Raw genomic sequence first — 13,194 nt, 5'->3', positions numbered from 1 at the left:
TCAATCCCCGGCCCGTTTTTTGATCAGTTCTGCAACAATGCTGACAGCTATTTCTTCAGGAGTCTGCGCCCCGATACCAAGGCCGATTGGGCAATGGCAGCGATCTATGCTCGTTTGTGTGACTCCTTCCTCAAGCAATGCGTCGTAAATGGCATTGCGTTTTTTGGAACTGCCGATCATTCCTACGTAGCAGGCGGGAGTTTTCAGAGCCTGTGCCAGCACTGTTTTATCGTGTAGATGTCCGCGTGTAACAATAATAATATATGAATCTTCGGTTACTTCCAGATTTGCAAATGCGTTGTTAAAGTTAGGAAGCACCTCAATTTCGTCCGCTTCTGGAAAGCGTTCAATATTAGCAAAGTCGATGCGGTCATCAAGGACGACGGTTCTGAAATTTACAGAAGTTGCCAGTGCTGCGGTTGGGCGGGAAACATGCCCGGCTCCGAAAATAAAAAGACTGGGCTGTGGAGTAAAACTTTCTGCAATAAGGCGTTGATTGTGATTGTCTTGAATGATGGGGGTGTCTTTTTTCAGGGATGCAGCTTGCAGTTCAGAAATACTTTTTTCGGAGAATCCTTGTACTGCGGGGGTTGCCTGATTTTGGGTTAGTAGCATTCTACTTGAAGTGGCGGAGTTTTCTTCGTTGTCCATGAGTGAGAGAATGGTAACCTTTTGTCCGAGCTTAAGGCTGTTATCAAATTTAATGAATATGTCAGTTGTCTCTTTATCCGCATAGAGATGTTCCATCATAACTGTTACATGTCCTCCGCAAATCATGTCAGCGTTTGCGGCAAGAGTATTTGAGAGGTCAAATTCTTTAAAAGAGACAGCTATGTTCTGGGTATCAAAAAGTTTTGCTGCTGCACGTTGAACAAGAGCTTCAACCAGTCCCCCGCCTATTGTTCCGTCAATTTTGCCGTCACGGCGAACAGCCATTTTACTGCCGGATGAACGGGGCGTGGAGCCTGTACTTTCAACAATGCTTGCAAGAATGAGATCATTGCCGGATTCCAACTGTAAACGGATATTATGAACGAGTTTTTTCATTAGAGGCTGACCTTTATGGCTTATTTAAGCCGATGTTATTAATCTTTTTCCAAACCCTGAACTGATACACCCATTATGGTTATCAATTTCAATATTGATTTTCAAATCATTTTCGACAATTGCCCGGTTGAGCTTTGGATAAGAAATTATGGATTTAGAAAGATCTGATGGAATCTTAGCTTCAGGAGAAATGTCCAGAGCAATGTTGAGACTAGGCGGGTGTTGTTGAAAGCTGACTTTAAAATCCAGCACACCGACAAATTGCAGGATTATTTCGTTAAGTTCTGAAAGCGATAATTGTTCGGAGGTAGGTAAGCGGATATCTCCGTTTAACCTGCCTGTTACACCGGTCAGTCTGCGCATGGAAAGACCGCATGAGCATGGCCCCGAAACTATTTGTCCGATATCACCTGTTTTATATCTTATAAGAGGCATCGCCCGTCTTGAGAGAGTTGTAAACAGAATCTCTCCGCTGGTTCCGTCGGGCACAGGTTGTCCGGTGGCAGGGTCAACTATCTCGACATAAAAATCCGGTTCACGCAGGTGCATGCCGGAATCTTGAAAACATTCAACTGCGCCGCCGAGACATGTTTCAGTCATGCCCCAGTGAGAAAAAATTTCACAACCGAATGTGTTTGAGATGGTTTGAATTGTAACACTTGGCAAAACATCCCAGCACAGCAGGGCCGAGCGGACTTGATTTTTAGGGAGTCGCTTACTTTTCCAAAGGCGGGACAGTGCGTGAATATGTATTGCCGGGCCTAAAATACAAGTCGCACGTGAATTCAAGAGTAAATTCAGAAGAGCAGGTATATCAGAAGGGTCTTCTGGATAAACAGTCTTTGCTCCGAGTCTTGAGATACTTTCAGAGAAAAGATTTCCAACTCCGCCGGGCCGCGAATCCGGGAGCAGAGCAAGAACTGTTTCTCCCTTCCCTACTAATGGTCCCATGCCGTAATGAAAGAATTCAATAGTGCGTTCTAAATCTCCGGTTGTAAAAAAAAGCCGCTTAGGATCACCGCTTGATCCTGAACTTGAAATAGTTATGGCGCGTGCAATCTCGTCTTGAGATACACATAAAAAACTGTTTGGACTGTTTCTCAGGTCACTGGGCATAGTGAAAGGCAATGCGCTTAAATCCGCAGGAGTACGAATTTCATCGGGGACTATGTTGCTTAAATGTTTTGAATAAAACTGTGAAGATGTTGCGGCATGTTTTATGGTTTTGCGTAAAAGTTCAAATTGCCACTCGCGTAATTCCTCGGGGGAAACTCCTCCGGAATCAAGTCGCCGTCCCATGCGCAGATTAAGCCAGCACTCAAGGGGATTGTTAATCATTTTGTCCTCGGTAAAGAGATGATCCATCCATTGAAGTCAGGTTATATGCGCAAAATGGAATTAATTTTCCATTCGCCGATGCTACATGAATGCAACAGCCTCTGAGTCTTTCGAGGTCAAGTGTCCACGCATCTTGAAAAGCCATGCCTGAAACAGCCAGAATATGTGTTTTTGCCCGCTGAATAAAGCGGTCTAAGTCATCAAGCGGTTTTTTACATCCACATTCTTCTACTGCCGGAGCGGCCCATTGTCTGCGAACAAAAGTTCTCGATTTTTCTGCGCCTTCCGAAGCAGGACGCGGAGCGCAGCAAGCTTCATTTTTGCCTGAAAGTTTTTTGAGTTTTCCATTTTCCATCACCATATAATTGCTATGAAAAGAACATAAGGAGTGTTCACAGGCTGGAGGTAAAAAGTCCGCTTTATGAACCAATTCGGAAGTTTGTTCTTCGAGCTTACTCATGATTTCAGGTAGCGTGATACGGGATTTATCTGACGGAGATTCAGGATAGCGTCCGAAATAACTGACGGGTTGAAAATGTACACCGCGTATTCCGGGAGAATGGGATATCGCTAACTTTAGAATTTCGCCGATGTTGTCATCATTCACACCCGGAACAATTGTCGGAACCAGAACCACTCCTATTCCCGCGTCGGTCAGATTCTTAATGGCTTCCTTTTTTTCTTTTATTAATGCGCGTCCACGAATTGATTCATAAATATCATCGCGGGTGCCATCAAATTGTAAAAAAGCGGAATCAACGCCACTATCCGCCCAGAGTTTAGCTAATCCTTCCTGACGGGCTACGCGCAGTCCGTTTGTATTGATCTGTACAAAAGGGAAACCTAGTTCCTTCGCAATTGTTGCAATTTGCGGAAGATCGTCACGAACAGCGGGTTCTCCGCCTGAAAGTTGTAGATTACAAGGTCCGGCTGTTTCGCGAACTTTTTTCAGTAAATCTTTAAGCTCATCAATAGTCGGGTCCGGTCTAACCAATGTTTGGGATTTAGAATTCCCCGCCGACGCGAAACATATTTTACAGTTAAGATCGCAACGCCACGTGATTTCAATCAGAGTGGTACATGTATGCTGATTGTGCTCAGGACATAAGCCGCAATCAAAAGGACAGCCTTTTGATGCAGCTGTATCTGTTACCGGAGGTGCGGATGGAATTTTAGGCCGTGCCCAGTTTTGAATATGAGGTTCCCCGCGCCAGACAGGCGTGCTGAACTCACCATGTTCGATGCATTTTTTTACAATGCGGGTTTCACCGTTTTCAGTAATTCTTTGGGCTGAAATTCTTTTTAAACAGACGGGACAGACGCTTGCTGTTTCATAAATATTAAAATCAGTATCCATCGTTTGTTTCCCTGCCTGAATACGGATCAAACCCTTCGTCAACGAGGATTTGTATCAGTTGAGCATAGGCATCAACGAGCAGCTTGCCGCAACGGTCCGGTTTTGGTGCTCCGCATTCGTCGCCGATGATATCACCGCAGGATATTCCGCCATATTGTTTGATTGATGTGCTTTTGAACCACTCTCTAAAATTTTCTATAACTAACGGAAGGCGGTCATCTTTTTCCTCGTTATCAAGCCCTTTGCCTCCGTAGAGTGCAAGAGCGCATATTCCGCCGGTTAGAATCCCGCATGTTCCTGAACAATCCCCCGTGCCGAGGCAGAGGCCTTGCATGGAACGCACAAGATCAGGATTTTCGCGTTGTAAATTTTCAAGACAAAGAAGTGTTATTATCTGGGCGCAGCAATATCCTGAACCGTTTAATTGAAGGATGCGCAGATCTGTATCATTCATATGAAAAAATCTCCGTAATTAGAGTTCGTTCAATTTGGCAATGAGCAGCATATAGCCGGGCTTCTCGCAACAACTCTCTTTAGGAATAATGGACTTTTCTCCTGTGAAAATGAGTCGCGCCGCAAGCTCTACAAGCATTTTGGAATGATCTTCTTGAACTGTTGTATGAAACCCAAGTTCATTAAGAGTATTGTTTAACTGTCGCACATTAATGGGGTTAGTTGCACATGAATCTGAGATGCAACTTGAACTGGTTTGTCCTCGCTGATAAATATCAGTTATAATAAGTGTTCCGGATGGAGTAAGGACTCGCTTAAATTCAGCTAATGCTAGGTAAATATCTGGTAAAAGTGAAAGTACACATTCACAAATTAAAGTATCAAAGGATCTGTTTGCATAAGGGAGGTTCGTAGCATCCGCTTGTGAAAGAGCTAGCCCTGAGGGTGCTTTTTCCAGCTGTCTGGTTGAACAGTCTATGCCATATGCTTCAAAAGAATGAGATTCATTCAGATGTTGAACTGTTGCACCAAGACCACAGCCAACATCAAGCACTCTACTGTACCGCGGAATATTCGCCAGAGATAAAGCCCGATCTGTGAGGGCTAACCCTCCGGGGCGTAATGTGTTTCCCGCTGCATTTTTAAGAGTAGATTTCTCCCATAAAGGAATTGATCGCTCATGTTGAGTCATTTTTATTTGTCCTCCAGAAGACTCTCCACTTCCGCCATTTTCCCCAGAGCAAGGTCTTCGGGAATAAGAACCAGTCCGCACGCAGGGCAGGACGGAAGCTCAACAGTGAACCTGCTTTCAAGGTATTCAAGTTCAACAGGTGCAGGCTCAAGATTTTTTCCACATGCTGAGCATTTCCATGAAGAAAAATCATCATCAAGGACTTTTAAGGTGCTCATTTACGACCTCCGAGTATGCGCATGCGGTGACTCCATACTTTGTGGATTAAGTAACTGTTTTCACCTGTTTTTTCGTGTTCAACCCAGTAAGTGACTGTGACTGGTCTGTAATATACCAGTTTGTGTCCTGTCTCGGTATTTTCGAGTTCTTGCCCTGATTTTTGCACAGCATTAATAGTCTTTTGAATGTCAGAAATAAGGATGCGGCGTTCTTCCATAAGCTTTTTAGCTTCTTCAGTGAAAGATAAAGCAATAGATTCAAAGTCAGGGCGAGGAGCAGACGGTTTCTTCCAGATTACATCCAGCATCTGCTCCTTAAGCCTGACTCGATTTTCGCGGCGCTCAGAGTATTGGGGTACGGTGCGTGCCGCAGGATCGAGGTTTTCTGGCGGGAAAATTACATCTAATATGTGAAGACAGCGTTTTCCGCTTTTTGCAAGTAGATCACGACACATGGCGCAATACGTAATGCCGTCTCCGTTCAACTTTGAAGCCCGGCGTTCCGCTACTGTTTTCGATAAAGGTTCGTTGGCATTGCTGAGTAATCCTCCGAAACCGCAACATTCTGTATGAAGGCCTGAAAGTTCCGGTTCAGTGAATTCAATGCCTAAATCTGAAAGCAGGACGCGCACATCCGTCAGGAGTTTATCGTTGTGCCGCGCTGTGCAAGGATCTTGCAATGCCGGAATTGTGTCCGGTATAACTGGGTTTAATTTTTTACGATGCTGGAAGAGCACAGACCATAATGATGTTATTTCAGCTTCTGGAATGGCTTTGTGCAGGGTTTCCTGACACGAAGGGCAGGCCGCGATTAGTTTAGGTTTTCCTAATGATTCCCAGTCCGTTTGCAACTCAGTTGCTTTTTTATTGAAAAGTTCAATGCGTCCGGACCAGTCCGCAGGAGCAGCACAACAGCGGAGCATAAGCCCTGTTCCTCCCGTTAAGGAGTTGCAGAGAAATTCATAAACCTTTTTGACTGCATTCGGATCTGACGCAGGCAACTGACAACCGGGGAAAAAAGCCCATTCGCTTTGTTCAAATCCGGCTTGATGTCTGTTGATAGTGCAAGTTTCACTGTCGGCAAATTCCATATCCCGCAGGGCAAATTCATGAGCAGAAGGCGGCATATGCCCCTTTTCAACCAAATCCTGCCGGGCTTCTATACAAAGATTCTTCATGGAGAAATTTTCGGGGCATATTTCTGTACACAAATCGCAGAGCATGCATGAATTAATGAGATTGTTAGCTCTGCGTGTACCCATTACAATGGAAGCATTGTTATATATCTGGCGGGCAAAAACTTTAGGATAGCCCTTGAAATTTTCGAGATAGGCGCAGTTTTTTACACATTCCATACATTCGCAAAGCAGACAGCGGGAAGCTTCCTCGTGTGCTGATTCGGGGGTGTAACCTGCTTCTGAAATAGTAACGGGGGCAAGCGGTTCTACTTTGCTGATATTCGTATAGAGTCTGGTTTCAAAAGGTTCTTCGCGTTCACGTCCGGCTGAGAGAGACGCATTCTGCATGAACCGTTCAATGGATAAAGCTCCTTTGCGACCGATGGCTATGAGTGCGACTGGCGAGGTTTCGTTCTCAGGCATTGAAGCCGCAAATAGTCCATTTTTTTCAGTCTCAAGAGTTGTAGCGGAAGGTGCTTTTATTTTTAGCTTTTCAGCGCAACAAGATAGCGGGTCTGAAAATACCGCATCGAAATTTTGGAGACATTCTTCGGCGATTTTTTCGTCTGGCGTACTGTTTTCAATAAAAGTTACGCCCATTTTTTTGATGACTTCGATTTCCTGTTTGAAAATTTCTATGCTCAACGATTTATGAGGCAGTGTTTCGAATGCTTCATAAATATTGTTCAAAAAAACTGTGACAGTGAATCCTTTTTTGGCAAGATCCCAAGCCGCGGCAAGGCCGGGTAGAAATCCTCCGAGAACAGCAACTGTTTTTCCACGGGAGGGCAGAGGTCTGAAAGGGGGAGTACGTTTTGCGTTTTCTGCGCAAAATCTTTCCAGACTATCCATTTCTATACCGCCGCCGACTTCTTCACGGAGGCAGGCTTTTTTACAGGGGGCATCACAGATGCGCGCAGTTATAGCAGGAAACGGAAGAGTGCGGCAGAGGACCGCCCACGCTTTGTCCGTTTGTCCGGCTGCGAGAAGTTTACAGAATTCCCGTCCGTCCACGTGAAGCGGACAGGCTGCTTTGCAACGGGGAGGTTCTTCCTGAATACATTTGGCTTCCCATTCGTGAAGTGAGCCTTGTTCCATAATACTCCCATAGCTGTAAAAAAGATGGTCGCGGCCGTACGCGTTTAAACGTTCGGCCGCGACCTGTTATATATTAAGCTTTAGCTTTCAGTGCTGCGAGAATCTTTTCAGGCAGAGCTGGAAGTTTGGTAATGCGTGCGCCTGATGCGTTGTAGATCGCATTGATGATAGCACCATGAGGACAAGTCAGAGGGAGTTCGCCGGTTCCTGATGCTCCATGTGAGCCTTCAGGGCGTGGTGTTTCAATATAGATAAGTTCCATATCGTCCGGGATCTGCTTGATGTAAGGGAAACCTGCGCCGACCATGGTAGAATGCTTTTTGATATCTTCATAGTCTTCGCTGAGAGCAAGTCCGATACCCTGAGCAATCCCGCCGTACATCTGACCGTCAACAACGAGTTTGTTGTTGATTTTACCGATATCGGCCACGAAAGTTGCTTTCTCAACGGTAGTTTTACCCGTTGCGAGTTCAACAGCTACTTCCATGATAAATAATCCGTACATGTAACATGCGAATGGGTTACCCTGACCGTTTGCATCACATTCAGTACAAGGGGCAGTCCATACACCGCTGTAGCGGAGAGCTTTGTTTTCTTTGCGCATGTCGTCGTAAGAACGGAAGCTTCCGTCAGCCTTACGCATGCTGTCCATTAACGCTCTACATGCAGCGATAATGGAGTTACCGACAACAACCTGTGAACGGCTACCACCGGCTGGGCCGCCGTTAGGGCAGGTGCGGGTGTCGTTCATGACCAGTTTGATTTCTTCAGGAGCAAGTTTCAGTGGACGAAGAGCTTCATGTGCTGTTCCGAGCACACCCATGTCAGCACCCTGACCATGATCGTGCCAGCAGGCATACATGGTTACAGTGCCGTCTTCGTTAAGTTCAATTTCAGATTCTGCGGAGTCCGGTCCATCAAGACCTGATCCGTAAACGCCGAGTGCGATACCTACGCCGTGCTTGATTGCGTCAGTCGATTTAGCTGCAACACGTTTTTTGGCTGCTTCGTAATGAGGACGAGCTGTGTCGAATATTTTTTCCAGACTCAGAACGTCAGGAGTCTGTCCTGTCGGAGTTGTAGAACCTTCGCGGTAAATGTTTTTGTAGCGAAGATCGAATGGGTCCATATTTAATTTTTCAGCCAGTTCATCCATCAGAACTTCGGATGCAAACTCAACTTCTGTTGAACCGTATCCACGGAAAGCAGAACCCCATGCATGGTTGGTGCAAACTGTGCGACCTTCACCGCGAATGGAATCAATGTTGTAACCTGCACCGATGAACTGAGCGCCACGAAGGGTCAGTAAATCACCGAATTCTGAGTAAGGACCGTGGTCACATATCCAGTCGGTTTCCATGGAAAGAAGTTTACCGCCTTTATCGGCAGCCAGACGTACGGTTGTGAAGAATGGTGAACGTTTGCCTGTGTAAGTCTGCTGCTGGAACCATGTGTAGTTCAAGAAGACAGGTTTACCGGTAGCAAGACATGCAACACCTACAAGTGCTTCCATAGTCGGGCTGAATTTGTAACCGAAGGTACCACCTGCAAAGTTCTGAACCATGATGAGGTTTTCAACTTCGATTCCCATACCCGGAGCAATCATGGCAGCATGCAGATGCAGGCCGATTGATTTGGAATGAATGCAAAGTTTACCGTCGTCATCAAGGTAAGCGAAACCTACATCAGGTTCGATAGGCATATGCGGCTGACGTGAGACGTAGAAACTATCTTCAATAACAGCATCTGCTTTATCGAAAATAGGTGCAGATTCTTCACCTTTGGCAACTTTCTGCTCAAAGTAAATATTAGGAGTGCCGGGGTGAATTTCGATAGCATCATCAGCCATAGCCGCAGGAGCACTCATGTATTCAGGCAGCTGTTCCAGTTTTACTACAACTTTTTCAGCAGCGGCTTTTGCGTGCTTTTCGGTATCTGCACAAACAATTGCAATTGCATCACCGAACTGGAAGATTTTCTTTTCAGCGAGAATAGGTCTGTCCCATCCGTCACCTTTGTTGGTGGGGAAAGTGATCAGGCCGGTAATGAGGTTTTTACCCTTAACATCTTTATGAGTAACAACTTTTACCACGCCTTCCATCTTTTCAGCTTCGCTGGTGTCGATGGAAATTATATTTGCATGAGAAACTTCTGCTTGTACCAGAGCACATTTGAGAGTGCCTTCAGGCATTTTAAGGCCGAGGTCTGCGCCGTAATCAAGTGTTCCGGTAACTTTTGCGATTGCTGTTGGGCGTGGATATTTGGAACCCCAGATGCGACCGTCTTCAGGCATCTTGAATAGTAATTCGTCAATCTTCATGTCGCCGCGCATAACTGCTGCTGCGTCCATGGTTGCATCAACAAGCTGTTTGTAACCTGTACAACGGCAGGCGTTGCGATGTTTCTGGAACCAGTCACGAATATCTTCACGGCTTGGAGAAGGGTTGGACAGAATCAAAGCATAAGTTGAGACGATAAAGCCCGGTGTACAAAATCCGCACTGAGCCCCACCGTGTGCCATCCATGCAATCTGGATTGGATGCAGATGCTGTGGAGTACCGATTCCTTCGAGAGTGATTATTTCGGTGTAATCTTCAACCCTAGTCATTTTAAGGGTACATGTGCGTTTCAGTTTTCCGCCTACGATGACAGAGCAACTACCGCATTGTCCGGTTCCGCAACCGATTTTAACACTGGTAAGACCTAAGCTTTCGCGCAAAACAGTAGCAAGCGCAGTATCTTTTTCTACGATAACTACGCGTTCTACGCCGTTAACTTTGAGAGTTCTTTTGATCATACGAAGTAGCCTCCTTAAAATTATTGCTGTTTTAATATAATTAGGCGTCTGAAACAGACGTCAATTTGCTATTTACCAAAGGAGCAAAGCGGGTAGTGGCAAGTGTCACATCCGGCGCAGAATCCGCCGTGCCCGAGAGCTGCAATTTCCTTTCGTGTAGGACGTTCGCCAGCGACAATTCGCGGCACGACAAGATCGAAAATGCTGGCCCGGTAGTACATCACGCAACCGGGCAGCCCGACAATAGGGACACCGTTCAGGTATGCCAGCATGAACATGACACCGGGAAAAGTTGGAGAACCGTATGTGATTATTTCAGCTCCGGTTGAGCGGATACTTGAAGGAGTTTGATCGTCGGGGTCGACGCTCATTCCGCCTGTCAGCACGACCATTTGTGCGCCGTCATCAATGGATTTCAGGATGGCTTCACGGGTCATTTCCGGATCGTCACTGACAAAAGTCTGAGAAAGTATTTCAGAATTAAGAGCATCAAATTTTTTGCGGATAACAGGGCCGAATTTATCTTTTATGCGTCCGCTGTATACTTCGCTGCCGGTGGTGATAATGCCGACTTTGAGGTGTCTAAAAGGTTTAACACTGATAATGGGTCCGCATTCTCTACAGATTTTTTCCACTTCGATAATTTTACTTTCATCGATGATCAACGGAACAACGCGTGTCCCGGCAACGTCGCGCGGTGTGGAAACTTGAAGCCCGTTATGCATGGTTGCAATCACGACTTCTTCAATAGAGTTAATGCGTTCAAGAGCTTCAACATTAACAGAAAGCAAGCCCGGTGAAGCCTTCATATTAATGCGGCCTTCGCTTATATCGGAAAGAGTGATACCCGGTCCTGCTGCAGCTTTTGCAATGCGTCTTGCTGCATCATTTTCATGCAGCTGACCTTCTTCAAGTGTAAGAATATAGACATGTTCTTTGCCTATTTCGAGCAATACGGGAATGTCTTCCTGCCGGATTATATGCCCTTTTTTGAACGCGGGTCCTTTGAATTCTCCCGGAACAATGCGGGTCATATCATGGCAAAGTACGTTTCCTATGGAATCTTCAACAGGCACTGTTTTCATCATGAGTAGTGGCTCCAGAGTCTTATTTTATACTTATTATATGCACCGTTTGTATGAGCACAAAATCTCAAAATAGTGATCTTTCAGGTGAATTGTGTTGTTATAACTAGAATTTATATGTCTATATGGACATAATAAGTCAAGCTGTTAGTTCTAGCAGATATGAAAGAAATGCAGTTCAGTGCTCTATCTTTTATATCCGTAAATCTAGTAACAGTTCACCTTGGCACTTCTTTTATGTGCTCATTAAGAGATTCTCTAAGCAAAAAAAGGTCCAAAAAAATATTGGTTATATTTTAATATGTTATATGATGGGGTGGGTGGGAATGTGGATCGTTTTATGAATAGAAATGAAGTTGTAAGTCGGTAATATTTGTTATTATAATGAAGTTAATATGTGAAAGCACACATAAATACTGATGTTAAGGAGGTGTGTGTCGTTTTGTCTCACAATAGTAGGTGTGTGTGTCACAAGTTGCCATGGGATTATGTTATTTACTTTCTGCGCAAAAACGAGTCCAACCCATAAGGTCGGCCGCAGCGGCTACAGTGGTTCCAAAGAAAATTGTCGGTTTGTTATCCACTAAAAAGTCAGTGAGAGTTTCGTTTACTATGGTTGAGCCTGTCACTATCAGCAGTTCTGCAGATTCGATAGCCGCAGCTGTTTCATCCGGCCCTTCAATTGTTATTCCGCATTTTTTACTGCCTATGTTGTCCGGATCCAGATCAATCACTCTCAGCTCGAATTTGTCGGCAAAGGATTTAATCATGGCAGGCTGGAATCCTATTTGTGTGATACGTATTTTACCATATTTATCCATAACATGATCAGCAAATTTGGGAGCGCAAAGCGCCGGGCCTTCGTCTTTACAGTGGATGGCGTGATCTGTCAGCCCTAGATTGGATTGGACTGCATTAAGGGATGCTACGAAAATTGCGCGGCGAAAATTGTTTTCGAGATTCATTTCGGAAACTTCGCGAAGTGAAGAATTGAAATCGCCGAAACGATCGGTAAATGCCTGACCTTTTGATCCTCGAAATTCAGCTTCCATCAGTTTTTCTTTTCCGCGCAGCAAAGGAAAGTCATCACCTTCGGGGTTACCGATAGCTTCTTCTGTACTGAGAGTTCTGGCTGTTATGGTGATGTGTTCATCTAGAATTCCTTCTTTTTCCCATATTTCGCGAGCTTTTTCCTGTACGGTTTTCAGAATAGATTCATTCATTTTATTACCTGTGTTTTTTGGGTGTTTGAGTTTATGTATCGGATACTTTTTTCAGCACGACAAACATTGCAATTGAAGCAGTTCCTATCATCAGTGAAAGCATTATGGCTCTTTCAAATTCTCCGTTAAAAACTGCGTTGTATATTTCGAGTGAAAGAGTATTTGTTCTACCTATAATATTTCCGCCAAGCATTAAAGTCATCCCGACTTCACCGAGAGATCTTCCTAAGGCCAGCAACATCCCTGCGGCAATACTGCGCTTTGCATAAGGTAAAAGCACGCATAAAAAGATCGTTGTTTCAGATTTTCCCAATACAGCCGCCACTTCGCTAAGCCTTGCGGCTTCTGCAGATTTAAGTGCCGCTTGAATCGGTTTGACCGCCAGCGGTAGTCCGGCAACGAAAGCCGCGACTACTAGACCGGGAAAGCTGAAAATAATACTTTCACCAAGCAGGGCGCCCATCGGTCCTTCTCTGCCAAGCAAAAGAAGAAGCCCGAATCCCATGGCTACTGGAGGAAATACAAGGGGCAGCGTAACGACTGTATCCATTATATTACTGAGAGTGCTTCGCGAACGGGCAAGCCAGCACGCCAGTGGAATTCCCAGCAATAATTGAAGGAACCCTGAGGCAGCTAGAACTTTACCCGAAAGAATGAGCGGGTTTAAAGTTGCGCTGTCAGAAATGATTGCCGTGAAATCCATTAAATA

Annotated in this window: 11 protein-coding genes; all 11 read right to left on the bottom strand. The window is 45.2% G+C overall.

Annotated features, from left to right (window positions below):
- The 11 genes from JEY82_RS17175 to JEY82_RS17125 all read right to left on the bottom strand — a co-directional run bounded on the left by JEY82_RS17175 (position 1) and on the right by JEY82_RS17125 (position 13,188).
- The gene (locus JEY82_RS17175) at positions 1-1,047 is read right to left on the bottom strand and encodes an XdhC family aldehyde oxidoreductase maturation factor (protein ID WP_304087871.1); all 1,047 of its coding nucleotides are present in this window, start codon (positions 1,045-1,047) and stop codon (positions 1-3) included.
- A gap of 24 nt (positions 1,048-1,071) precedes the next feature.
- The gene (locus JEY82_RS17170; RefSeq protein ID WP_304087869.1) at positions 1,072-2,385 is read right to left on the bottom strand and encodes a DVU_1553 family AMP-dependent CoA ligase; all 1,314 of its coding nucleotides are present in this window, start codon (positions 2,383-2,385) and stop codon (positions 1,072-1,074) included.
- Positions 2,378-3,742, bottom strand: coding sequence for a radical SAM (seleno)protein TrsS (gene trsS / locus JEY82_RS17165; protein WP_304087867.1), 1,365 nt, complete (start codon positions 3,740-3,742; stop codon positions 2,378-2,380). The genes JEY82_RS17170 and trsS overlap by 8 nt, the downstream gene beginning before the upstream one ends.
- The gene (locus tag JEY82_RS17160) at positions 3,732-4,196 is read right to left on the bottom strand and encodes a DVU_1555 family C-GCAxxG-C-C protein (protein WP_304087865.1); all 465 of its coding nucleotides are present in this window, start codon (positions 4,194-4,196) and stop codon (positions 3,732-3,734) included. Before JEY82_RS17160 ends, trsS begins: the two co-directional genes overlap by 11 nt.
- Positions 4,197-4,214: 18 nt before the next feature.
- Entirely contained in the window at positions 4,215-4,886 is a 672-nt protein-coding gene (trsM, locus tag JEY82_RS17155; protein WP_304087863.1) for a DVU_1556 family methyltransferase, read from the bottom strand.
- A 2-nt stretch (positions 4,887-4,888) separates the two neighbouring features.
- Positions 4,889-5,104: a DVU_1557 family redox protein gene (locus tag JEY82_RS17150; protein ID WP_092157446.1), complete on the bottom strand. Its 216-nt coding sequence runs from the start codon at positions 5,102-5,104 to the stop codon at positions 4,889-4,891.
- Positions 5,101-7,380: a pyridine nucleotide-disulfide oxidoreductase/dicluster-binding protein gene (locus tag JEY82_RS17145; RefSeq protein WP_304087860.1), complete on the bottom strand. Its 2,280-nt coding sequence runs from the start codon at positions 7,378-7,380 to the stop codon at positions 5,101-5,103. The genes JEY82_RS17150 and JEY82_RS17145 overlap by 4 nt, the downstream gene beginning before the upstream one ends.
- Before the next feature lie 73 nt (positions 7,381-7,453).
- Positions 7,454-10,177, bottom strand: coding sequence for a molybdopterin-dependent aldehyde oxidoreductase (locus JEY82_RS17140; RefSeq protein ID WP_304087859.1), 2,724 nt, complete (start codon positions 10,175-10,177; stop codon positions 7,454-7,456).
- Positions 10,178-10,245: 68 nt separating this feature from the next.
- Complete coding sequence (locus tag JEY82_RS17135) at positions 10,246-11,265, bottom strand: molybdopterin-binding protein (protein WP_304087857.1); 1,020 nt, start codon at positions 11,263-11,265, stop codon at positions 10,246-10,248.
- A 488-nt stretch (positions 11,266-11,753) separates the two neighbouring features.
- Positions 11,754-12,485, bottom strand: coding sequence for a DUF364 domain-containing protein (locus JEY82_RS17130; protein ID WP_304087855.1), 732 nt, complete (start codon positions 12,483-12,485; stop codon positions 11,754-11,756).
- Positions 12,486-12,516: 31 nt separating this feature from the next.
- Positions 12,517-13,188 (bottom strand): molybdenum ABC transporter permease, encoded by a 672-nt coding sequence (locus JEY82_RS17125; protein ID WP_304087853.1) that lies wholly within the window; start codon positions 13,186-13,188, stop codon positions 12,517-12,519.
- Positions 13,189-13,194: the final 6 nt, after the last annotated feature.

The sequence above is a fragment of the Maridesulfovibrio ferrireducens genome, from assembly GCF_016342405.1.
GTDB classification, from domain to species: Bacteria; Desulfobacterota; Desulfovibrionia; order Desulfovibrionales; family Desulfovibrionaceae; genus Maridesulfovibrio; species Maridesulfovibrio ferrireducens_A.
Note: the sequence above shows the minus strand (reverse complement) of the source record. Positions and strands in the feature narration are given on the sequence as shown.

What these genes read in the sequence shown, in the direction of transcription:
- JEY82_RS17150 (WP_092157446.1), bottom strand. Translation starts at nt 5,104, where the DNA reads ATGAGCACCTTAAAAGTCCTTGATGATGATTTTTCTTCATGGAAATGC.
- JEY82_RS17125 (WP_304087853.1), bottom strand. Translation starts at nt 13,188, where the DNA reads ATGGATTTCACGGCAATCATTTCTGACAGCGCAACTTTAAACCCGCTC.
- trsM (WP_304087863.1), bottom strand. Translation starts at nt 4,886, where the DNA reads ATGACTCAACATGAGCGATCAATTCCTTTATGGGAGAAATCTACTCTT.
- JEY82_RS17140 (WP_304087859.1), bottom strand. Translation starts at nt 10,177, where the DNA reads ATGATCAAAAGAACTCTCAAAGTTAACGGCGTAGAACGCGTAGTTATC.
- JEY82_RS17130 (WP_304087855.1), bottom strand. Translation starts at nt 12,485, where the DNA reads ATGAATGAATCTATTCTGAAAACCGTACAGGAAAAAGCTCGCGAAATA.
- JEY82_RS17175 (WP_304087871.1), bottom strand. Translation starts at nt 1,047, where the DNA reads ATGAAAAAACTCGTTCATAATATCCGTTTACAGTTGGAATCCGGCAAT.
- JEY82_RS17145 (WP_304087860.1), bottom strand. Translation starts at nt 7,380, where the DNA reads ATGGAACAAGGCTCACTTCACGAATGGGAAGCCAAATGTATTCAGGAA.
- JEY82_RS17135 (WP_304087857.1), bottom strand. Translation starts at nt 11,265, where the DNA reads ATGATGAAAACAGTGCCTGTTGAAGATTCCATAGGAAACGTACTTTGC.
- JEY82_RS17170 (WP_304087869.1), bottom strand. Translation starts at nt 2,385, where the DNA reads ATGATTAACAATCCCCTTGAGTGCTGGCTTAATCTGCGCATGGGACGG.
- trsS (WP_304087867.1), bottom strand. Translation starts at nt 3,742, where the DNA reads ATGGATACTGATTTTAATATTTATGAAACAGCAAGCGTCTGTCCCGTC.
- JEY82_RS17160 (WP_304087865.1), bottom strand. Translation starts at nt 4,196, where the DNA reads ATGAATGATACAGATCTGCGCATCCTTCAATTAAACGGTTCAGGATAT.